23 protein-coding genes are annotated in these 22,011 nt (G+C 46.7%); 10 read left to right on the top strand and 13 right to left on the bottom strand.

Annotation, left to right across the window (positions count from 1 at the left end):
- Nucleotides 1–121: 121 nt before the first annotated feature.
- The 3 genes from G598_RS0103240 to G598_RS0103230 form a co-directional block, all read right to left on the bottom strand.
- Nucleotides 122–2,017: a PTS fructose transporter subunit IIABC gene (locus G598_RS0103240; protein ID WP_026765728.1), complete on the bottom strand. Its 1,896-nt coding sequence runs from the start codon at nt 2,015–2,017 to the stop codon at nt 122–124.
- 96 nt (nt 2,018–2,113) lie between these two features.
- Nucleotides 2,114–3,022 (bottom strand): 1-phosphofructokinase, encoded by a 909-nt coding sequence (gene pfkB / locus G598_RS0103235; RefSeq protein ID WP_026765727.1) that lies wholly within the window; start codon nt 3,020–3,022, stop codon nt 2,114–2,116.
- 3 nt (nt 3,023–3,025) lie between these two features.
- Complete coding sequence (locus G598_RS0103230; protein WP_026765726.1) at nt 3,026–3,772, bottom strand: DeoR/GlpR family DNA-binding transcription regulator; 747 nt, start codon at nt 3,770–3,772, stop codon at nt 3,026–3,028.
- 232 nt (nt 3,773–4,004) lie between these two features.
- On the opposite strand from G598_RS0103230, the gene G598_RS0103225 reads away from it, so the two are divergent.
- The 3 genes from G598_RS0103225 to rnhA are packed head-to-tail and all read left to right on the top strand — an operon-like array spanning nt 4,005 to nt 6,219.
- Entirely contained in the window at nt 4,005–4,907 is a 903-nt protein-coding gene (locus G598_RS0103225) for a YitT family protein (RefSeq protein ID WP_026765725.1), read from the top strand.
- Between the two features lie 26 nt (nt 4,908–4,933).
- Nucleotides 4,934–5,533 (top strand): hypothetical protein, encoded by a 600-nt coding sequence (locus tag G598_RS0103220; protein ID WP_026765724.1) that lies wholly within the window; start codon nt 4,934–4,936, stop codon nt 5,531–5,533.
- 8 nt (nt 5,534–5,541) lie between these two features.
- Nucleotides 5,542–6,219 (top strand): ribonuclease HI, encoded by a 678-nt coding sequence (gene rnhA, locus G598_RS0103215; RefSeq protein WP_026765723.1) that lies wholly within the window; start codon nt 5,542–5,544, stop codon nt 6,217–6,219.
- A gap of 62 nt (nt 6,220–6,281) precedes the next feature.
- Here rnhA and G598_RS0103210 read toward each other — a convergent pair whose 3' ends face one another.
- The 5 genes from G598_RS0103210 to G598_RS0103190 all read right to left on the bottom strand — a co-directional run bounded on the left by G598_RS0103210 (nt 6,282) and on the right by G598_RS0103190 (nt 10,835).
- Nucleotides 6,282–7,712 (bottom strand): 6-phospho-beta-glucosidase, encoded by a 1,431-nt coding sequence (locus tag G598_RS0103210; protein WP_026765722.1) that lies wholly within the window; start codon nt 7,710–7,712, stop codon nt 6,282–6,284.
- 38 nt (nt 7,713–7,750) lie between these two features.
- Entirely contained in the window at nt 7,751–8,083 is a 333-nt protein-coding gene (locus G598_RS0103205) for a PTS lactose/cellobiose transporter subunit IIA (RefSeq protein WP_026765721.1), read from the bottom strand.
- A gap of 24 nt (nt 8,084–8,107) precedes the next feature.
- A complete protein-coding gene (locus G598_RS0103200; RefSeq protein WP_026765720.1) occupies nt 8,108–8,410 on the bottom strand; it encodes a PTS sugar transporter subunit IIB in 303 nt (100 codons plus the stop codon).
- A 37-nt stretch (nt 8,411–8,447) separates the two neighbouring features.
- Complete coding sequence (locus G598_RS0103195; protein WP_026765719.1) at nt 8,448–9,791, bottom strand: PTS sugar transporter subunit IIC; 1,344 nt, start codon at nt 9,789–9,791, stop codon at nt 8,448–8,450.
- Nucleotides 9,792–9,971: 180 nt separating this feature from the next.
- Entirely contained in the window at nt 9,972–10,835 is an 864-nt protein-coding gene (locus tag G598_RS0103190; RefSeq protein ID WP_026765718.1) for a MurR/RpiR family transcriptional regulator, read from the bottom strand.
- A gap of 259 nt (nt 10,836–11,094) precedes the next feature.
- On the opposite strand from G598_RS0103190, the gene G598_RS0103185 reads away from it, so the two are divergent.
- From G598_RS0103185 to manZ, 3 genes are read left to right on the top strand one after another with little or no spacing between them, the layout of a single operon-like run.
- Nucleotides 11,095–11,586: a PTS sugar transporter subunit IIB gene (locus G598_RS0103185; RefSeq protein ID WP_026765717.1), complete on the top strand. Its 492-nt coding sequence runs from the start codon at nt 11,095–11,097 to the stop codon at nt 11,584–11,586.
- A gap of 58 nt (nt 11,587–11,644) precedes the next feature.
- Nucleotides 11,645–12,442 carry a PTS mannose/fructose/sorbose transporter subunit IIC gene (locus G598_RS0103180; RefSeq protein ID WP_026765716.1) on the top strand — a complete coding sequence of 266 codons (798 nt, stop codon included), beginning with the start codon at nt 11,645–11,647 and terminating at the stop codon, nt 12,440–12,442.
- Between the two features lie 15 nt (nt 12,443–12,457).
- A complete protein-coding gene (manZ, locus tag G598_RS0103175) occupies nt 12,458–13,282 on the top strand; it encodes a PTS mannose transporter subunit IID (RefSeq protein ID WP_026765715.1) in 825 nt (274 codons plus the stop codon).
- A 102-nt stretch (nt 13,283–13,384) separates the two neighbouring features.
- Here manZ and G598_RS0103170 read toward each other — a convergent pair whose 3' ends face one another.
- Together G598_RS0103170 and G598_RS20015 are read right to left on the bottom strand one after the other, a co-directional pair.
- The gene (locus G598_RS0103170; protein ID WP_026765714.1) at nt 13,385–14,656 is read right to left on the bottom strand and encodes a hypothetical protein; all 1,272 of its coding nucleotides are present in this window, start codon (nt 14,654–14,656) and stop codon (nt 13,385–13,387) included.
- A 166-nt stretch (nt 14,657–14,822) separates the two neighbouring features.
- Complete coding sequence (locus G598_RS20015) at nt 14,823–15,065, bottom strand: hypothetical protein (RefSeq protein ID WP_157833259.1); 243 nt, start codon at nt 15,063–15,065, stop codon at nt 14,823–14,825.
- Nucleotides 15,066–15,253: 188 nt separating this feature from the next.
- On the opposite strand from G598_RS20015, the gene G598_RS0103165 reads away from it, so the two are divergent.
- From G598_RS0103165 to G598_RS0103155, 3 genes are all read left to right on the top strand, one after another.
- Nucleotides 15,254–15,823: an HD domain-containing protein gene (locus tag G598_RS0103165; protein ID WP_026765713.1), complete on the top strand. Its 570-nt coding sequence runs from the start codon at nt 15,254–15,256 to the stop codon at nt 15,821–15,823.
- A gap of 21 nt (nt 15,824–15,844) precedes the next feature.
- Nucleotides 15,845–16,924: a restriction endonuclease gene (locus G598_RS0103160; protein ID WP_026765712.1), complete on the top strand. Its 1,080-nt coding sequence runs from the start codon at nt 15,845–15,847 to the stop codon at nt 16,922–16,924.
- Between the two features lie 257 nt (nt 16,925–17,181).
- Nucleotides 17,182–17,859 carry a hypothetical protein gene (locus tag G598_RS0103155; protein ID WP_026765711.1) on the top strand — a complete coding sequence of 226 codons (678 nt, stop codon included), beginning with the start codon at nt 17,182–17,184 and terminating at the stop codon, nt 17,857–17,859.
- 130 nt (nt 17,860–17,989) lie between these two features.
- On the opposite strand, the gene G598_RS0103150 is transcribed toward G598_RS0103155, so the two are convergent.
- From G598_RS0103150 to G598_RS18445, 3 genes are read right to left on the bottom strand one after another with little or no spacing between them, the layout of a single operon-like run.
- On the bottom strand, nt 17,990–18,382 hold the full coding sequence (locus tag G598_RS0103150) for a hypothetical protein (protein WP_026765710.1): 393 nt from the start codon (nt 18,380–18,382) through the stop codon (nt 17,990–17,992).
- Nucleotides 18,375–18,752 (bottom strand): hypothetical protein, encoded by a 378-nt coding sequence (locus tag G598_RS0103145; protein ID WP_026765709.1) that lies wholly within the window; start codon nt 18,750–18,752, stop codon nt 18,375–18,377. Before G598_RS0103145 ends, G598_RS0103150 begins: the two co-directional genes overlap by 8 nt.
- A 19-nt stretch (nt 18,753–18,771) precedes the next feature.
- Nucleotides 18,772–20,826, bottom strand: a complete 2,055-nt coding sequence (locus G598_RS18445) for an AAA family ATPase (RefSeq protein WP_051179864.1) — start codon at nt 20,824–20,826, stop codon at nt 18,772–18,774.
- A gap of 155 nt (nt 20,827–20,981) precedes the next feature.
- Here G598_RS18445 and G598_RS0103135 point away from each other — a divergent pair, with 155 nt between their 5' ends.
- Nucleotides 20,982–21,971 (top strand): helix-turn-helix transcriptional regulator, encoded by a 990-nt coding sequence (locus G598_RS0103135; RefSeq protein WP_336433142.1) that lies wholly within the window; start codon nt 20,982–20,984, stop codon nt 21,969–21,971.
- Nucleotides 21,972–22,011: the final 40 nt, after the last annotated feature.

Raw genomic sequence — 22,011 nt, 5'->3', positions numbered from 1 at the left:
ATATAATCAAGAATATTTTATAACTATTTATAACTTTATTTTATCTGTTAAAAGCCTCCTTAAATTTAGAATAAAGCCTTCCCCAGAGGGGAAGGCTTTATCTATGTTTTACTCGTTAGTATTAGTCCTTGATGGGCTTTTTCAGTACGGACAGTACAGCGCAGCCGACTACAGCACCGATAACGATAGCGGCGATGTACATACCGGCATTGCCGATGGTCGGTACGACGAAGATACCGCCATGAGGAGCACGCAGGGTGCAGTCAAAGGCCATGGAGAGGGCACCTGCCGTAGCGGAACCGATGAATACGGACGGAATCACGCGCAGGGGGTCACCAGCGGCGAACGGAATAGCACCTTCCGTGATGAAGGACATACCCATGACATAGTTGGTGATACCAGCTTTGCGTTCGCTTTCCGTGAAGCGGTTCTTGAAGAAGGTCGTGCAAAGGGCGATAGCCAGAGGCGGAACCATACCGCCAGCCATAACAGCGGCCATTACATGGTATTCGCCGGAAGCGAGCAGGCCAGTACCCGTTACATAAGCTGCCTTGTTGATGGGGCCGCCCATGTCGATAGCCATCATGCCGCCCATGACGATACCCAGCATAATGCGGGCGTTGGGGTCCATGTTCTTCAGCGTGTCAACGAGCCAGGTGTTGATTGCACCAACCGGCGGAGCAATGATGAACATGCTGATGAAGCCGATGATCAGAATACCGAAGAACGGATAGAGCAGAACGGGCTTGATGCCGTCCAGAGATTCCGGCAGGCAGGAGAAGGCTTTCTTCAGGAAGTTTACCGTGTAACCAGCAACGAAACCAGCTACGAGAGCGCCGAGGAAGCCGGAACCCGTAGTGCCAGCCAGCGCACCGCCGACGAAACCTACAGCAAGGCCCGGACGGTCAGCGATGGACATGGCGATAAAGCCGGCGAGAATCGGCAGCATGAAGCCGAAGGATGCACCGCCGATATCCATGAAGAACTTAGCCAGCGGCGTATTGGAACCGAATTTGCTCGGGTCGATGGAGTAATCATCGAACAGGAAGGCCATGGCAATCAGGATACCACCGCCAACAACGAAGGGCAGCATGTGGCTGACACCGTTCATGAGGTGCTTGTAAATCTGACGGCCGAGGCTTTCGCCGGATACATCAGCAGCGGATTCTTCGGCATTAGAACCGGAAGCATGGTAAATCGGCGCGTTGCCGGACAGGGCACGGTCTAAAAGTTCGTCTGCCTTGTTGATGCCGTCAGCAACTTTGGTGATGATGGTCGGCTTGCCATCGAAACGGGCCATAGCGACGTTCTTATCAGCAGCGACGATGATGGCGTCAGCTTTGGCGATTTCTTCAGCGGTCAGTACGTTCTTGGCACCGCCGGAGCCGTTGGTTTCAACCTTGATGGTGATGCCGCGCTTCTTGGCATGCTGTTCGAGGCTTTCGGCAGCCATGAAGGTGTGGGCAATACCCGTGGGGCAGGCCGTAACAGCCAGTACCTGAATGTGGTCGGCTTTCGGAGCAGCTTCTTCTGCTTCTGCTGCTGCCGGAGCTACGAATTTGCCATCTTCTTTGGCATCGATGAGCTTCAGGAATTCATCTTTGCTCTTAGCGGCAATCAGGGCTTCCTTGAAGTCCGGGTCCATAATCATGGTAGCCAGCTTGGACAGGATAGCCAGATGGTCGTCATTGGCAGAGTCCGGAGCAGCAATCATGAAGAACAGGCGGCTCGGCAGGCCGTCCATGGATTCAAAATCCATACCGGCAGGAACCGTCATAGCGGCAAGGCCGGCAGCCTTTACACCAGCACTCTTGGCATGGGGAGTGGCGATACCGTCGCCGAGGCCAGTGGTGCCGGATGCTTCGCGGGCGAATACATCTTTTTTGTACTGTTCTTTGTCGGACAGGTTGCCGCCGGCTTCCATAAGGTCAGCCAGCTGATTGATTGCGGCCGCTTTGTCCGCAGGGGAGGCGCCTAGAACGATGCTATCGCTCTTGAGCAGGTCAGTGATACGCATAATGTTCTCTCCTTTTATAAAGTAATTATGAATAATGCCTTAAAGGCGAAAACCCAATGTTTGGATAACGATAAAGGAATTATAATAAATTTAAGCTTAGGCGATGGTCTTTAAGAGCGCTTCAACTTCCGGACGGGTAGCGAGGTTTTCGCTGAAGGCCGAAGCAGAGCCCGTGGCTACGCCCCAATGGAAGGCCGTTTCAAAGTCGCCATCCGATTCCATGTAACCCGTGATGAAACCGGCTACCATGGAGTCGCCAGCGCCTACGGAGTTGATGAGCTTGCCTTTTGGTGCCGGGCACTTGAAGGACTTGCCTTCAGCCGTCAAGAGGATAGCGCCGTCACCAGCCATGGAAATCAGCACGTTCTGTGCGCCTTTTTCCTGCAGCTTCTTGGCATAGGTGATGATTTCTTCGTCCGTGGTGAGTTTCACGCCGAACATATCGCCCAGTTCGTGATTGTTGGGTTTAATGAGGAACGGATGATACTGCAGCACGTTTAAGAGCAGTTTCTTTTCGGCATCAACGACGATGCGGATACCCTTGCCGTCAAGGCGGGCCATGATGCGCTGATAGATGTCATCCGGCAGCGTCTTCGGAATGGAGCCTGCCAGTACCAGCGTGTCGCCTTCGACGAGTTTATCGAGCTGGGCAAAGAGTTCAGCCTGCTTGGCTTCGCTGATGTCCGGGCCCTGACCGTTGATTTCCGTTTCCGTCTTAGCTTTTGCTTTGACATTGATACGGGAAAATCCCTCATCGAGCTGCACAAAATCGCTCGTCACGCCAAAATCTTTGAGCTGGCGCTTGATTTCTTCGCCGGTGAAACCAGCGACAAAACCCAGAGCAGCATTGTCGTGGCCGAGATTCTTGAGCACGATGGACACGTTGATGCCCTTGCCGCCAGCTAAGACCTGTTCGTAGTTCACGCGGTTGATTTCGCCGGCAGTGAAGTTGTCGAGGCGGACGATGTAATCCAAAGATGGATTGAAGGTTACAGTGTAAATCATCTTTCATTCTCCTTCAATTATAGTGGTGTAATCACGATATTTTTTATCTTCCAAGTGTCCCGTAATGATGGTGGCACTGGAAAGGTGGGCAAAGGTAATTGGGGAAATTTTGTTGAATTTCGACCGGTCAGCCAGCACAAAGGCTTCTTTGCAGCGGAGCAGGGCGGCACTCTTGATTGTGCCTTCATCTGCATCCGGGGTAGAAAAGCCGGATTTGGGGCTGATGCCGTTGGTACCGAAAAAGCCTTTGGTGAAATTATAGTTCTTGAGGCTTTCCATTGCTTCGGTGCCAACAACTGCTTCGGTGATGGCTTTCACCGCTCCGCCGATGATAAAGACCTTAAAGCCTTTGGCGGACAGGCGGGCGGCATGCTGCATGCCGTTGGTGACGAATACTGCACTGGTTTCCGTCAGAAAGTCAATCAGGTGCAGGGTGGTGGTTCCAGCATCGAGGTAAACAAAATCTTTGGGTTTAATGAGTCCCGCTGCTTTGCGGGCAATAACGATTTTTTCCTCAGGGAATAAATCGTTTTTGGTTTTCATGTCTTCCTCGGCACTGCTGTAATTGTTGTCGAGGGAAGTGGCCCCGCCGTATACTTTGTATAGGCGCCCGCTCTTGTGCAGGGCAGCCAGATCCCGGCGTACCGTGGATTCTGAGGCTCCTAAAGCCTGAGTGAGGTCAAGGACGGTAACAGCCTTTTTTTCTTCAAGGATGCGCAAAATTGTAGCGTAGCGTTCTTCTGTCAGCATGGCTATCACTCTCCTAAATTTGACGTTTTCTATATCATACAACTAAAGTCCGTCAAAGTCAATCAAAGACACGAAAAAACAAGCAAAAAGTTGCTAAATCCCGCCAAAAACCACCGACAAAATACGAATGTACTTTAGCGTGATACAGAAAAAACATGAAAAAGAGGATTATTGTCTGCATTTACCTAATAATATATAATGAATATAGAATAAAAACAGGAGCGTGAGGCGTATGGAAGAACAGGCAGGCTATGAAAATGGCAATACGAAACAGATAATCGGTCAACATCGTAAGACTTCTTTTTATGTGAAAAAGTATGCCATGATTTTTGTGGGAGCCATTATCGCCGCTTTTGGGCTGGAGGAGTTTTTGATTCCCAACAACGTCATTGATGGCGGGATTGTGGGTGTGTCCATTATGATGGAAACCATAACGGGCATCAGCTTAGGTGTTTTCTTGGTAATACTCAATATTCCTTTCTTGTTTATGGGGTATAAGCAAATTGGCAAGAATTTTGCGATTGCGACCTTGGTGGCCATTTGCTTTCTGGCCGTTTGGTCAGAGGTTTTTGAGCCGCTGCAAAAGGTGACGGATGACCCGTTTTTGGCAGCCATCTTTGGCGGTATTATTGACGGTTTGGGCGTGGGGCTGATTATCCGCGCGGGCGGCAGTTTGGACGGCACGGAGATTGTCGCCATCATCATGGATAAGAAATCCGTGTTCTCGGTCGGCGAAGTAGTTATGTTTATCAACCTCTTTATTTTGTCCAGTGCAGGTCTCTTATATGGTTGGGACAAGGCCATGTACTCTTTGGTCGCGTACTTCGTTATTTCCAAGATGATCGATGTGGTCATCAAGGGGCTCGATGAATCCTATGCGGTGATGATTGTCACCAACGCGCATGATGAGATAACCTCGGCCCTCAATGACCGGCTCGGGCGCGGCGTTACGCTGCTGCATGGTGCTGGCGGCTACACTGGCGAGAGCAAGGAAGTTTTGTACTGCGTGGTCACGCGTCTGGAAGTCGATAAGCTCAAGGAAATCGTGCTCGACAAGGACGAGAACGCCTTTGTTACGATTAATGCCGTCCATGATATTGTCGGCGGCAGGTTCAAGAAGAAGTCCATCCACTAAAATGTTGGAGGCTTGGAGGTGGCAGCGTGAAACGAAAAATTACCTTGCTGGTGACGTTATTTTTGTGTATATTGTCTGTACAGGCTTGGGCTGCGGAGCGTATTCCTTTGCGGGTGGCACAGTTTCCCTTGCTCGTGCAGAGTTATATGACGCCGGCGCAGGAGGTACAGGATAGATTGGAAACGCTTGTTGACCGCAGTCTGCATGTACCGTTGAATGGCACGTTGAATGCCGTCTATTACATTCCGGAGAAGGATTGTCAGGCGGCCTTGGAGGAGGCAAGGGCCAGCGCTGCCTCTAAGGTAAAGCTAAAGGATATCATGCGTCCGGTTGCGGAAAAATTAAATGCGGATTTGGTGGTTATCCCTGTGCTGACCGGCTATGAACAGTATCAGACTATGAGCTGGCATCGTTGGGGCAGGTATATTGTTCACAGCTATGCCGCAGTGGAGATTGTCGGTTTTGATAAATCCAAGGACGAAGTGTTCAGCAAGGGCGCTTCCCGGCATTTCAACGATGAATATTCTACGCAGGGCGATGTGAGCCAGTTGGCTTACGATGTGATGAATGAAGCTCTGCATAAAGCAAAGCTTCATGACCGCATTTGGATTTGGCGGGAAAGATAGGAGTAACAATGGCAGGAAAAAAAGTTTATGCGGTGAGAAATGGGCGCAAAACGGGAATTTTTACGACATGGGCAGAGTGCAAGGCACAGGTCGATGGCTTTCCGGGCGCACGGTTTAAGGGGTTCACTGACCCGAATGAGGCGACAAAATGGCTGAATCTGGATTATGTGCCGCCTTATGGCAGAGGCAAGGCAGCAGCAGCGCCGCCCGCAGAGCAGCCTGCAGTAAATATGGACGATGCGGCAGATTACATCATCTATACGGATGGTTCCTGTCTGCGCAATCCCGATGGCCCCGGTGGCTGGGCCGCGGTAATCGCCGACCAGGTGGAAGGAAAGCTCACCGAACTGCACGGTGGGGAACCGTCAACGACCAACAACCGCATGGAACTGACCGCGGCCTTACAGGCGTTATCCTTTGCGCGGAACGGTTCGCTGATTGACCTTTACACCGACAGTCAGTACCTCAAGAATGCCTTTACGAAAAACTGGCTGGCCGGGTGGAAGCGCAAGGGCTGGATGACGGCGGCCGGAACGCCGGTGAAGAATCAGGATTTATGGCAGCAGCTCGATGCGGCTTTTAGCGCCCATCAGGTGCGGTTTCACTGGGTTAAGGGGCACGTAGGCGTTGCCCAGAATGAACGCTGTGATGAATTGGCCAAAGCAGAAGCAATGAAATATCAATAATCGTTAATATGCAAAAATCCCGTGAACGGCGGTTTGTCGTTCACGGGATTTTTTATTCTGCCTTAGGCGATATCTTCGCCGTTCGTGGCAATGACTTTCTTGTACCAGTAGAAGGATTTTTTACGGGCACGTTTCAGGGTGCCTTTACCTTCGTTGTCTTTGTCTACATAGATGAAGCCATAGCGTTTTTCCATTTCGCCGGTTCCAGCGGATACCAGGTCAATTGGGCCCCAGGGGCAGTAACCCCAAAGGTCTACGCCGTCTTCATCAATGGCTTTTTTCATTTCCTCGATGTGGGCGCGGAAGTAGTTGATACGCTCATCATCCTGGATTTCGCCGGACTGCGGGGCCGTTTCGTGGAGGCCGATGCCGTTTTCGACAATCATCAGCGGCAGTTCATAGCGCTCCTGCAGGACATTGAGCATATAGCGCAGTCCCTGCGGGTCAATCGGCCAACCCCAGTCGGATTCCTGAATGTAGGGGTTCTTGACACCTACGGCAAAGCCACCCTGCAGGTTTTCCTTGCGTTCTTCCACGGAGGTGGTTACATGACTCATGTAGTAGCTGAAGGCGAAATAATCAACCTTGCCCTGCTGGAGAATGTCTAAGTCACCATCTTCCATTTCCACATGATAGCCCTTGTTCTCCCAAAGTTTCAGGATATAGGACGGATAGTGACCGCGTGCCTGAACATCGCCGAAGAAGAAGCTCTTATCCATCTCTTTGAGGGAAGCCAGCTGGTCGCCGGGACGGCAGGTTTCCGGATATACCGGACTCATGGCCAGCATGCAGCCAATCTTGAAATCCGGATTAATCTTGTGGCCTTCGATAACGGTTTTAGCCGAAGCGAGGAACTCGTGGTGTGCAACCTGGAACAGGGTAGCGTATTTGTCCTCGTTTTCGCCATAGAGAATGCCGCTGTTGGTGAAGGCGGTAAAGGGGACGTTGACCTCGCGCTGATTGTTGATTTCGTTGAAGGTCATCCAGAATTTAACCTTGTCTTTGTAACGCTTGAAGCAGGTTACGGCGAAGCGGACGAAGAAATCCACCAGCTTGCGGCTGCGCCAGCCGCCGTATTCCGTTACCAGATGGTAAGGCATTTCAAAGTGGGACAGCGTAACCACAGGTTCAATGCCATGTTTGAGCATCTCGTCAAAGAGGTCATCATAGAATTTCAGGCCTTCTTCATTTGGTTCTAACTCATCGCCATTGGGGAAAATTCTCGTCCAGGCGATGCTGGTGCGGAAGCACTTAAAGCCCATTTCCGACAGCAGAGCCAAATCTTCTTTATAATGATGATAAAAATCAATGGCTTCGTGATTGGGGTAGTTTTTGCCCGGCAGTACGCCATCCGTGATTTCGCGCGGAACACCATGACGGCCTGCGGTCATGACATCGGCAACGCTGACGCCTTTACCGCCTTCCTGCCAGCCGCCTTCCAGCTGATGGGCAGCTACGGCGCCACCCCATAAGAAACCTTTTGGAAAACCCATAATGAAAAACCTCCGTGAAAAGATAATCGTCGATATTATTAGTTTAACTTTGCTTCCAGTGCATCAATGCGTTTATGCGTGTCGATAAACTCCTGTGCAATGGTCTTGAATGCCTCAGCGCTCATCAACTGGTCTTCTGCGTGCAGGATGAGCAGGGATACTGCGCTGCCCTGACCTTCGTTGGCTTCCTTGGTCAGCAGGCCGGCATGGGCATCGTGACCAAGCGCAAAGCTTTCGTCACCTTCGGCAATCAGCTTTGCGGATTGCTCGTAGTCGCCGGTTTTAGCCGCTTGAATGGCTTCGATATAGCAGCTGCGGGCTGTGCCTACACTGGAAATTATTTTAAAGGCAATAAGTTCTAATTCTTCCATAGTCAAAGACAACCTTTCGTTCGATTATGCGTTCATTTTTTCCTTGGCGAATTTCAATACACCTGCGCCATCCATACGGCCATACATGCGCATGTCGATAGCATCCACGGGAATGCCGGGCAGAAGCTCCTGAATCTTGGCTTTCTGGAAACGAACCTGAGGACCAAGGAGAACTACGTCAGAACCGGCGGCCTTTTCTTTGGCTTCGGAAGTGGGGTAAGCGGCGATTTCACATTCAAAGTTTTCATCGGCAGCAGCTTTCTGCATAGCTTTAACCAGCATGCTGGTGCTCATACCTGCGGCGCAAAGTAACGTAATCTTTTTCATAATGAATCATCCTTTCAAATATATAAATGAATTGTTTTTAGTTATGCAGAACGGGGGAGCCGTCTTCTTCCTGGTTATTGCTGCCATCACCCATTTCTTCAGCCAGCATCGCTTTGTCCTGAGCGCGGACGAAGGGGAAGTACACAGCGGTGCTCATGGCGATGACGATAATCTGTACAACTGCGCCCTGCCAGCCGTTTAACAAAAGACCAGCGATGATGGGCGGGGTCGTCCAGGGAATCTGTACAGCGCTGAACGGGCTCATAAAGCCGATGGCGATGGACGCATAAGTGATGACAATTGCGAGCAGCGGAACGAGTACGAACGGAACGAGCATGAACGGGTTGAATACAATCGGCAGACCGAAGATAACCGGTTCGTTGATGTTGAAGAGACCAGGAACTGTAGCCAGTTTCGTAATGGATTTCATCTGAGAGGACTTAGCGGAGAGCCAGCTGGCAATCAAAAGACCCATCGTGATGCCGCAGCCGCCGGATTTGATGAATACATCGGTAACCTGAATCGTGATGATTTTTGCATCGGGATTGCCTGCAAGGCTCATACCTGCGTTAAGGATAGCCTGATTGTCAAGCGAGTTGGCAATCAGAATGGGGTTTACCACACCGCCAACCACGTTGGGGCCATGAATACCAGCCCAGAACAGGATGCTCTGGAGAGCGGCGATAATGGAACCGCCAATCAGCGTATCGGAAAGACCCTGCAGCGGAGTCTGTACAAGTGCAAAGATGAGTTCCGGGAAAGTCGTAGCGCCCATGAAGTGGCAGAGACCATAGATGATAGCGCCGAGGGTAAAGAGAATCATGCCCGGAGTCAGGGCTTCAAAAGCCTTGGCTACACCACCGGGAACTGCGGGCGGCATCTTGATGCCGATGTGATTCTTCTCACAGTAGCAGAACACCCAGGAAACAACGAAACTTACGAGAATTGCGGTGATAACACCGTTACTGCCTGCCCAGGCTTTAGGGATGATGTTGTCCACAACAGCACCGCCTTCGGCTGCCACAGAGGGTGGCAGGAGAATCAGGAAAGTGGAAAGGGCCAGAATCGAAGCCATCATGGCATCGCAGCCTTCGCCTTCTACATATTTGTAAGTGATGGCTAGAACGGCAATCAGGGCTAAAACACTGAATGTAGCACCGGAAACAGCATTTAACGGGTCAGTCCAGTTCGGGCCGAACATTCCGGCCATGAATTCGGCATAACCCGGAATCGGCAGGTTGGCCAGCAGCAGGAACACCGAACCGCAGATGGTAAAGGGGGTAGTCATGATAAAGCCATCGCGCAGAGCAGCTACAGCACGGATTTCCGCGAAGCGCCCCATGAACTCGATGAACTTATCGAACATCTCTTGTTTGTTCATTTTGATAACTCCTTTGTAAAACGTCTGAATAAATGCGTTTGCCTTAAGACAAGTTCACTATATCATCACTTTTATGTTGTTTCAATAGATTCAGACGATTGCGGTCGGGTGTTTCAAAAAAAGAATAAAAAAACCGAAACGCGTGAAACAGCGTTTCGGTTTTTTATTCTTTTGTTAGGATTACCATAAACGATTTTTGTCATCGGGATGGCCAAGGTAATTCTCAAATTCTGTATAGAAGTTTTCTACATCCTTGAAATGGCGGGAGAGAAGCATACTGACCATTACATCAAAGTAATAGCGGGCGCCGACACTGAAGATATTGCCGCCCATATCCAAATACTCCAGCGTATTGGCTACATAGAGAAATTCATCGCAGAGTCCGGCCAGTTCTGTTTCACGGTTTACGGAGAGCAGAATCGTTTTGACCTTGCATTTTTTCAGGATTTTCGCTGTGCGAATCAGACGCTGATTGATACCGGAGCGGCTGATGATAATAGCGGCATGACTGGGGTCTGCGACCAGTGCGGCACAAAGCTGGCTGTTCAGGGAGTTATGGGCTACGGCGGTTTTTTTCACCTGCAGGAAGTTATATACCGCCATTTGGGCGAGTGAATAATTCTGGTCGTAGGCATAGATGTCGATGATGGACGCTTTATCCAGGATGCCTGCTATCCGTTCCATTTGGTCGGTGTCCATTTCATTCTTCGTTTCTTCGATGGCCTCGATTTCGAGCTGTGCCAGCATACGGATGATATCGGAGGTGGAGTCCTTGTCCGTGATGGGGCGGCGCATGATATGAGCACCGCAGGGCAGCGTCCGGTTTACCTCACTGGTGAATTTTATCTTGAATTCATTATAGCCTTTCAGCCCCAGTTTCTGACACAGACGGAAGATGGCGGCGGGACTGGTATAAGTTTTTTCGGCGAGTTCGCGGGTCGTCATTTCCGAAATCTGGGCGGGGTTGGCTAAGATATATTCGACGATGTTTTCCTCTGTGGAGGAAAAACGCTCTCCTTCCTGCATGGCTTTTAACAGGCGCACAGCAACCACTCCTTCGTTATTATTCTGTCTTCATTATATAAGAAAAATGGATGATAGCAATATTTTTATTTATTTTTTATTGAAGTAAACGCTATCTATGACAAATGTCATGCAATTATTTATAAAGTTGTGACATAGTTCAGCTGACTTTGACCGAGTTTGCTATTATAATTCTTATTGTCAGAAAAAAACAAAGCTTAACTATCTTGCATCGATTGGGGAAAATCGTGCAAGAGGAATTCCGAAAGGGGAATGAATTATGGAAATCGCATTTTGCCGTATTGATGATCGTCTGATTCATGGTCAGGTCGCAACTGTTTGGACGAAGGTAACGGGCTGCAACCGTATCATGTGCTGCAGTGATGAAGTTGCTCAGGACGAAATGAGAAAGAAGCTCCTGCTGCAGGTTGCTCCTCCGGGAATCAAAGCTTACGTTGTGCCTGTGGAAAAGGCTTGCGAAGCTTACAAGAACCCGAAGTATGATGCATTCAAGACGCTGTTCCTGTTCACGAAGCCCGCTGATGTGGTTCGTGCAGTTAAGGGCGGTATTCCCTTCAAGTCCGTCAACCTGGGCGGTATGACTTACAAAGATGGCGATACGCTGATTTCCAGCGCTGTTGCGGTAAATCCGGACGATGTCAAGGCTCTGCTCGAACTGCAGGAAATGGGCATCGAAGTGGAAATCCGCAAGCTCGCCAGCGAACCAAAAGGCGATTTGATGTCGGCGCTGAAAGCTAAAGGTTTGGCTTAATCGCGTAAATTCATTCAGGGAATTATCATCAGGAATCTCGAAGGGGGATTAATTCATTATGACGAGTGTACAATTTATTCTGCTCATCGTGGTGGCCGCCATCGCTGGTATGGGAAGTGTGCTCGACGAAGCACAGTTCCATCGTCCACTGGTTGCCTGCACGCTGGTTGGTCTTGTTTTAGGTGATATGACGACGGGTATTATCCTTGGCGGTACGCTGGAAATGCTGGCTTTGGGCTGGATGAACGTCGGTGCAGCAATGGCACCGGATGCGGCTCTGGCTTCCGTAGTTTCCGCAATCCTCGTAATCGTTGGCCATCAGTCCATCGGCGCTGGTATCGCACTGGCCGTACCTCTTGCCGCTGCTGGTCAGGTTCTCACCATCTTCGTTCGTACCATCACCGTATTCTTCCAGCATTTAGCTGATAAATTTGCTCTGGAAGGCAATGCTTTCGGTATTGAAATGTGCCATATCGGCGGTCTGCTGCTGCAGGGTATCCGCGTAGCTGTTCCGGCTGCTATCGTTGCTGCTGTTGCCGGTACGGACACGGTTAACTCCATGCTGGCTTCTATTCCGGAAGTAATCACTCGCGGTCTGCAGGTTTCCGGTGGTTTCATCGTCGTTGTTGGTTATGCAATGGTTATCAACATGATGAACGCTAAGTCCCTCATGCCGTACTTCTTCCTCGGCTTCCTCATCGCTGTATTCACCAACGTCAACCTCATCGGTTTCGGTGCTATCGGTCTTATCGCTGCTTTCTTCCATATCCGTGGTCTGCAGCGCGAACTGAACGGCGCAGCTGCTGGCGGCTCCAGTGACCCGCTGGATGCGATTGACGATTCTGATTTGATGTAAGGGGAGGTTCGACTCATGGAAAAACAGCTCACTAAAGGCGATCTCGTATCGATTTTTATCCGTTCCAACTTCCTGCTCGGCTCCTTCAACTTCGAGCGTATGCAGGCTATCGGTTTCTGCGTGTCCCTGATTCCGGCACTCAAGAAACTCTATAAAGATGACCCGGAAGAATACAAGCGTTCCTTGAAACGTCACCTCGAATTCTTCAACACGCAGCCGTTCCTGGCAACCCCGATTATGGGTATCATTGCCGCAATGGAAGAAAAGAAGGCCAATGGCGCTGATATCGGTGAGGACACTCTGTCCGGCGTTAAAGTAGGTCTGATTGGTCCTCTGGCTGGTGTCGGTGACCCGATTTTCTGGGGCACGCTCCGTCCGGTACTCGCCGCTCTCGGTGCTGGTGTTGCTCTGACGGGCAGCCTGGTTGGTCCGCTGATTTTCTTCATCGCGTTCAACGTTATTCGCCTGCTCACGAACTGGTACGGCGTAATGTACGGCTATGATAAAGGTACGGAACTCGTAAACGAAGTAGGCGGCAACCGCATGCGTTACCTCACGGAAGGTTCCTCCGTACTCGGTCTTCTGGTTATGGGTGCTCTCGTAGCAAAATGGACCACGGTCAACATGCCTCTGGTACTGTCCTCTTATACGAACAGCCAGGGTGAGCAGGTTGTTACCACGGTTCAGAGCCTCCTCGACAGCCTTATGCCTGGCATTGTTCCTCTGCTGATGACCTTTGCCTGCATGTACCTGCTAAAGAAAGGCGTTAACCCGCTGGTTATCATCCTGGGCCTCTTCGCCCTTGGCATTGCTGGCTACGCTGTTGGTCTTTTCGCCTAAGATAAGTCCAGTAGTAGTCTACATACACATTCCATTATATATTCATTCCCGAAAAGCCCTGCGAAGTTTGTTCGCAGGGCTTTTCCTGTTGGTTGGTTATGGTCAATTTGTTACATCCTTGTGTTTAGCCAGATATTCCCGCAAAAATGGATTGTTATTGGCAGTTTGTTTCGGTACAGGACGGTTTTGAATAGCCATAGCGAGAAATTGGTCAGCGGCAGTGCGTACACCGGCTGTCGCAATGATAACTTCATCAACGTATTCAGGAGCTTTGCGCAGGACATCCAGTGCAAGGCTCTTTATGTTTTTGTCCTTCAACAATGCCTGTTCCGAGCGGCGTTTCAACATGCCCTGAATGTAGGCACCGGGATTGAATGGCGTGGCATCATGGGCGTGTTCCTTGACTTTGACCAGCGTGTAGAGAATGACTTTCCAGCAAACGGCAGGCTGGTTGTCCAGCTTGCTCCATGAGGATTCGGCAAAGCCGAGCTTCTGCAGGCGTTTGTGCAGATAATCGCGGGACGGCACACTGCTTTCGTTAAGCAGGCCGCTGCCTGATATAGCTGTAAGCAAGGGATATTTATTGGCGCCCAACGGGCGCATTTCCACTTCAAAAGTAAATTCGGCAATACGGCGTCCTGTGCGGCGCGACACGATATCATGGGGATTTACTATCGTCACAGGACAGAACTCGTTTTCATTCATATCTTCAATGACGGAGGAGATGATATCCCGGCTGTAGGAAGATGGCCGGATAGAGGCAGAGGACGGTGGCACAAAGGCCATCAAATCTTCAAGGGAAATCGAGATTTTATAGGGAGGATTTTCGTTATTTTTCTGCAATATGGCAATCTGACCAAAAAGCCAGCGGGAAAACGGATAGGTGTAGCTGGAACGGGCAAAGGCATCAAATTCCCGCGGCACCTGAATTTCCGGGCGGGAAAGCAGCATGGCGACATAGTATTTGACGAAATCGGCATTGACGGTCACGGTGATAACGCCGCTTTCCGCATTGTAATGCGTAGTGGTGACAATGGCGGCTTCAATGTATTTTTCCTTGTCTTCCGCATTATCAAGGATAATGCGCTCCTTGTAAGCATTTTTGGAAACCTTGTTCATCGCCCGTTCGATATTGCGGTAGAGCGTGAACCAATCGTCAATATTGCGCAGCTTGGCTTCACTGCGGACATCAATGGGAATATGGATGTTCTTGTCCACCTCAAACTCTGCGCCGGAGTAGACCATCTGCTGAATGGTATAGCGGACTGCGGAGTAGACATTGTTCTCCAGCTTGGAGGTAGCTCTGAGCGGATAGGCCGCAGCGTATTGTATGGACGAGAAAAAGGGCAGTTCTAACTGTTGGGGAGTGGTCATGTTTTCACCTCGTGTTAAACACATTAGCAAAATTTGGCGGCGTAAGCAAGCACGTTAAATATCTGCAATTAAGCGCGGTCAAAGGATAAAACAGGCCTAATCCTTGCGCGTATGATTTATTCTTAGGGGGCGTTTATTTGCCTTATTGGATTTCATAAAAGTTAAGTCAATATATAGGCGGCTGATGGCAGACCACGCCGCACGGCGAAAATAGGGCCTTTATTTGCAGGAAAATAACGCCTTTGCAGATTTTTAACGGAGATATTGCGGAATAATAACGGTGGGATTGCAGATTTTTGACGGCGATTGCAGAAAAATAACCGTTAATGATGGAGATATGTGGATAAAGCTGTGGATAACTTGTTGATTTGCTGGGGAAAAGGTGCGTGACAGCAATAAAATCAAGCATACTGCACCTGTGGATGTTATTTTTCTGCAATGATGGCGTTTTTTCTCTGCAATAGGAAAAAAATTTTGTCCGTTAAAATTCTGCAATAAGCATATCATGGACAATGTGCATTTTTTTGTACATATGTTTTGCTATGCTTGTACCAACAGTAATAAAACCATGATTGATAAAATGGAGGAGCATTACTTATGGACTTGATGAAGCGCTATCAGAAATTGAAGGATAAAGTTATGGACAGGAAGGAGGAGTTTCAGGAGCTGATGTCGTATATCGAAAATGAGACAGAATATTTGACAGCGTCAGCTTCGACAAGGTTTCATCTGTGCCATGAACAGGGACTTTTAGAACATAGTGTAAATGTCGCCGAAACCATGCTGAAACTGAAAAGCACGCTGACTCCGGAAATAAGTGACGAGAGCTGCGTTATCGTGGCACTCCTGCATGATTTGGGCAAAGCAGGGATGCCGGGGAATCCGCAGTACATCAAAAATGAACCGACACCGAAGCAAAAAGCTTATGGTTATGCAGCCAATCCGCCTTATCGTTTTAATAATGAACTGACCTATCTTAGCGTGCCGATTAGAAGCCTCTATCTCATTACGCCACGTTTCCCGCTCACAGAGGAAGAAGTGCAGGCGATTGCCTACCATGATGGGCAGTATGTGGAAGATAACAGAAGCGTGGCAACTCGTGAGGAAAAATTGACATTGCTACTTCAGTATGCTGATAGTTGGAGTTGCTTTGTGGTGGAAGAATGATTTTGAAAGGAGAGATGTGATATGAATTATTGGTTTCATCGTATCAGCTATGAGGCGCGTGTGTCTTATCCTCTTTTGGAAAAAGGATATATGACCATAGGATTTGGTGATCTCTTGCCGAAGTATGGTACAGTCGTTGCGGAGATTAAGGCAGGTACTATTGATGAGGAAAAATACAATGAAATTTTTCAAGAGATCTATAACAAAGTTAGCCGTAATCGTTGGTTTTTGTGGAATTTTTCTAGATTTGCAGTGGGCGATTGGGTAGTTATTCCTTCGTGGGGAACATTTGCTGTATACGAAGTATTGGAAACGGCAAAATCAATTAACAATTTGCCGCGTGACATCATTGACAGCATCAAGGATTGGAATGGTAAAGGTGTTGTTTTTGATGGTGCAGGAATTTCTGATAGTGACGGTAAAGAATACGACTTAGGCTTCTTTATAAAAGTATCGCCCATTACTCATTACAGTAATGGAACTGAATTTGCTCCTAGAGCTCAGTTCCTTAAAAGTGCCCTGACAAAACGCTTGAAATCACGCGCAACCAACGGAAATTTGAATGATTTGGCTGATGATGTAAAAAATGTTGTTGCTGATATAAAAAATAATAAGCCACTAAATTTTTACACAACAGTATCGGATAACTTGAGCAAATCATTGAAGGAGTTAATCCAAAAAGAAATTACTCCAGATAAATTTGAACTACTCGTTGAATGGTACATGAAGAAACTGGGAGCAGACGATGTATATATCCCACCAAAAAATGCTTCCAACAAGCCTGATGATGGCGATGCTGACGTTATAGCAACTTTTTCAAGGCTTAATCTAGTGGTTTATATTCAGGCTAAGCATTACGAGGGTATTCAGAACGACAACTGGGCGATAACTCAAATTAAAAATTATATTGATGGCGTTGATAAAAATAATTATACCTGCGCTGCATGGATAATATCATCTTGTGATGAATATTCGCCAGAAGTAAAGCAAGCAGCTCTTCAGCAGAGTATTCAAAATATCTCTTTACCTATTCGATTGATAAATGGCGGTGAATTTGCAAAAATGTTGATTGATGTTGGGGTTAGCGATTGCGTAATCTAAAAATAACATAGAGCATAAAAATATGCACGCTGGAGTTTACACTCTCACACTCTCAGCGTGCATATTTTTATCGTTCATTCATTTTCCTTTTCCCATTTATCATATTTTTTTGGTGTGCGGAATGGTAAGTGTTAAATAAGAACATGGAATTGCCTCCTTAATTCTTATTAAGTTTTTTTTATAGGGAATACAATGTGCATTTTTTTGTACATTGTTAATGGTATATTGAAGATATACATGATAAGGAGGTTGAAATCATGAATTTTATCGATAGTGGCGAATATGTACGTATTGACGGAAAAATGAAATTGCCAGATTTTCCGCTTAGTACCGTGATATTGCTAAAGGGAGAGCCGTACGATTTAATTTTTTACCAGAATAGCTGTACAGGAAAAAGAGCGACTGTTCCGTGGAGTGTTTGGAGAAATACTCCACGGAATGATTCACTGGAAGGCTATTTGACCACTTGGTTCCCAATAGATAACGCGCCATTGCAGCCAAATAGAATCAGCCAATGGAATTGGCAAGGTCTTACAGAAGTCTTTTTATTAAATGAAATTGGCTGTTGCTTGAAAGATGTATTTATTCATACAGGCGATAATGAATGGCTTTACCCGAATTACATGGGGGTAAAACCCAAAAAGGTACATGATAGTCCAGTGATAATGCACTATCCTAATATTATGTTTAATTGCATGATAAATTTTAAGGGGAAATTATTGCTGGGGCATGGACGGAAAAATAACATTTTGACCAAATATGATGCTGTGGTGGAAGTGGATGTTGATGCAGGCAAATTACGGTCAGTAGAAAATGTTACCACGCTGATTAAAACCATAAAGCAATGGATGCTTCAAAATCCAGGGTATAGGATGGAAGATATATTAAAAAATTTCCCGGATATTGGACGTGATAGATCATATTGGTTTATTTAAGATAATCGATATATTTTTCACTTGTGACAGTTGATGAGAAAATTTTGTGATATGTGTACGTTTTGTAGCAATGACCTCCTGACAAAAATGAACTGTCAGGAGGTCATTTTGCGATTCATCAGTAAATTTTTTATCTCGCTTTTTTACTGGATAATAATTTTTCTTTCAAAGCATGGATTAGGTTCAGCTGTTGTTGGCTATACTGCTCTGTAAATTCTCCCACCGTGAAATGTTGTGGACAATATAGTACATCTTGGAGCACATCGCTAAATGTATGCGAATGATTTGGCCAATCGCATTGGCAGATATCTTCTTCTATGTAGTAATCATATGTTTCGTTATATTGTACAAATTCAGCCATTACCCATTCGATAGGACCGCGTTCTTCATAATTTTTATCATCGAATCCCTTTACCATGCATCGCCATTCATTTGATTTTTTGCAGAAATGAGGGATTTTTTCACTGGATACGCCTTTCTTTGGCGGCCATTTGCTATAGGTGTATTTTAGTTCTTTACGCATGAGAAATCACCTTTCCGGACTTTAGCAGCTTAATCTTATTCTGTATCAACATCAGCCATTTGCGTTGCTGTATATTGTAGTCTTCTTCAAAACCGGTAATGTTGAAATCATCATAACGGTAGATTATGTCTTCCAGTACCTCGGCAAAGACATGGCGTGTGATGATTTCTCCATGCCATTGATAGCGGAATTTTAATTTCATACCGATATAATCTTGTATAATCTTTTCTAAATAATAGGATTCTGTTTGTTTTTTTCCTTTGCCTAAAGACCATCTTCCCGTTTTTATATTGAAGTGAGGGGAGGCGGCATCATCGCATTGGCGGAGCCAGGTCATGGCTTTGCGGATTTGTATAGATCTTTCTCTCATGAAATTATCCTCTTCTTGCTTATGAATTTGGTACAAAACCAAGTGTTCTGTTGTTGGATTTATACTGTTTCGCCACATTTACATCAAAATCCTCTTTTTTCAGTTCCAACAGTATATGGCGGTCAATTTCCTTTCCATTGTATTCCTGCATAACTCTGCTGGCCTGTTTTATTTGTGCTTGTTCCAGCATGTTGCGTACAAAGCGGCCGTTGCCGAAGTTGTCTGTTTGGCTGGCTTTGTTGAATATTTCGCGGCATTTTTCATTTATACCTGCACCGAGCGTCAATTCCTGTTCGCTGGCCATCAAATGCAGGATATCCAATAGTTCCTGGGGTGTGTAATCGGGAAAATCAATATGGAAGGCGATACGGCTGCGCAGACCTTCATTCTTTTCGAGAAATCTTTCCATTTTATCGGGATAGCCGGCGAATATAACAATGGTATCATCGCGGTTATTTTCCATTTCCTGCACGATGGTATTGATGGCTTCGTCTCCGTAAGAGCCATCACAGTCATCAACAAGCGAATAGGCTTCGTCAATAAACAAAATCCCGCCTTCGGCGTGTCGAAATTTTTTCTTTATCGTTGGGGCTGTCCAGCCTACATATTTGCCAACCAAATCGGCACGGCCACATTCCACAAATTCACCGGATGATAGGATACCTTCACTGTTAAGAATTTCTGACAGTAATCTGGCTACCGTGGTTTTAGCACTCCCTGGATTGCCGGTAAAGACCATGTGCATATTGGGGCGGAACTGGTTTAATCCCATAGTAGAACGTATTTTTTGCGCGCGGAAGGTGTCCAGTATATTTTCGATAACTTTTTTGACTTCCTGCAGGCCAATCATGGATTGCAGGCGGCTGTATGCGTCTTTTTCAGCATGCTTTTTGACGGAAAGTGTAACCCGGCTGACTTCTTTATATGCTGTGTATGCGTTGTTACGTAAGTTATTTCGATAGAGCCGGTCATACATCTGATAAATATCGGAGGGGCGAAATACAGTCTTATCACCTAAAACGTATTCTATCTGCTCGGTGTTATAGGAGATCTTGCCATCAGTTAATAATTTTTGCAGATATTTTGCTGCTGTTTGCCGATTACCCGTTCCTTCTTTTATTTCAATAAAGAACATTTCCTCTTGTAGTGAGCTGATTAAATTGTGTGTAAAGCCGGGATTATGTGTGTTTTCCACAAGAATAAAGAGGGTATTCCGTTGATACTTACGGATTTTTTCGGTGAAAAAATTTACGACTTCCTCATAACAAGTTGTGTAGTTTTGATGTTCTTCTTTGCTTCCCGTAAGTTCTATGACAATAGTACCGCCTGCACTTTGTCGGAAAATAGACTCGATATTCGAATCGTTAAAACAGCCTTCAGTAATATCGGAAATATAACTGATGCAACGGCTTACAAGACGTTGATTGGCGTAAAGGTTGCGGCATAAGCAGGTGGCAAGCTGCAAGGCGGAATTTTTATTATCAGCAGAGAGTTTATAGTGTACAGGATGACCTTGATACTTGTGTGGATGAGTGGGGGTATAGATACGCTTGATTTCCTCCAACAAGGTTTTATCCGGTATAAATGTATGGGCATCTTCAAGGGCAGCGTTTAAGTTGGTGGGGAAATTATCAAAAATTTGTTCTGTGATTTGAAAATCTCTGTTGTTATAATAATCAAGACTATAATTGTCGTTGTCCCAATAGCGATTGCGGCTAATAAAATGAGAACTGTTTTCTAAAAACTTTCTTGCTTCTTTAGGGGAGATTTCCTTCATCTGTGCTTTTCTTTGCAGGGAGAGTCCATATTTTTCGCTGACACAGTCAGCCAAAAATTTAAGTAGAGTTTTAGATGAGGGGGATTCAAGAGAATCAATAACGGCAATAAAGAATAGTTCCTCCGGGGAAGCCTTGTAAATGGTCATAAATATTTTTGATTCGTTGGCGTCCGTTTCGAGCGTATCATTTATATCTTCTATTAGCCTGTGCCAAGCGTTCTGTGATTCTTCATAGTTTTTTTGCATTTTGCCATTATCAACGAGTGAACAAGCAACCTTTACCTGATAAAATAACATGGCAAACGCCTCCTTTTCTGTTGTGGTGATTCATCTTATGCTTATTTTAGCAGGCACAAGGTACATTTTTTTGTACATCTCATCTGCTAAAATAAAATCAGAAAACATGAAGAATTGGAGGATTTTGCCTAGAACAAAGGCAAAGAGGAAGTGATATGATGTACGCGACAGGCAATAAGAAAATGCTCAATATGCTGATATTGGAGATTCTGAAAGAATATACGGATGAGAATCATCGTTTGACGCAAATGGAGATGATTCAGTTATTGGAAAAAAAATATGGCATGACCTGTGACAGACGCTCGGTACGGGCGAATATTGACTCGTTAAAGGAACTGGGCTACGAAATCGCTGCGGATAAGGGCTATTATTTGCAGGAACGGGATTTTGACGATGCAGAATTACGTTTGCTGATTGACGGTGTATTATCTGCGAAGGGAGTATCGCAGAGTCAGGCGAAGCGGTTAATCACAAAACTGGTTAATCAGGGAAACCGTTATTTTCAAGCAAAAGTCAAACACATTGCGAATCTGCCGGAAATGCGGCATTCAGATAATACCGTGGTGATGAAGAATGTCGAGGTGTTAAATGATGCTATTGAAAAAAAGCGGCAGGTGAAATTTATCTATAACAGTTACAACACTTCGTTTAAGCTGGTGCCCAAGCGGGATGAGCCGTATGTTGTCAATCCTTATCAAATGGTGGTATGCAATGGCTGGTATTATCTGATTGGCAATACGGAGCCTCACGACAATGTATCCCATTACCGCATTGATAAGATGAAAAAGGTGGCTATAGTAGACAAGCCGGTTAAGAATAAGTCATTGGTGGCTGAGTTTGCTCGTGGCTATAACCTGCCCAGACATATGGCGGAGCATATCTATATGTTTGGCGGTGACACCATCGAGGTAAAATTTCAGACGGGAAAATACCTTATGGACCAGCTGGTTGACTGGTTCGGCAAGGATTTTTCGGTAAAGCCTTTGAAGAATGGGGATATACTGGTGACAGTCAAATGCAATGAATGTGCGATAAAATATTGGGCATTACAGTATATGGAGCATGTTGAAATTTTAGCACCGGCAGGGGTGAGACAGGAGATAGCCAAAGTATTAAAAGATAGTTTGCGGGCATATGAAAAGTAAAAATCCGGAAGTTTTGCGGATATAATCGTAAAACTTCCGG

Origin of the sequence: Selenomonas ruminantium subsp. ruminantium ATCC 12561 (assembly GCF_000424065.1) — a bacterium.
Lineage (GTDB): Bacteria > Bacillota > Negativicutes > Selenomonadales > Selenomonadaceae > Selenomonas_A > Selenomonas_A ruminantium.
The sequence above is the reverse complement of the archived record's forward strand: the minus strand, read 5'-3'. Positions and strand labels throughout refer to the sequence as shown.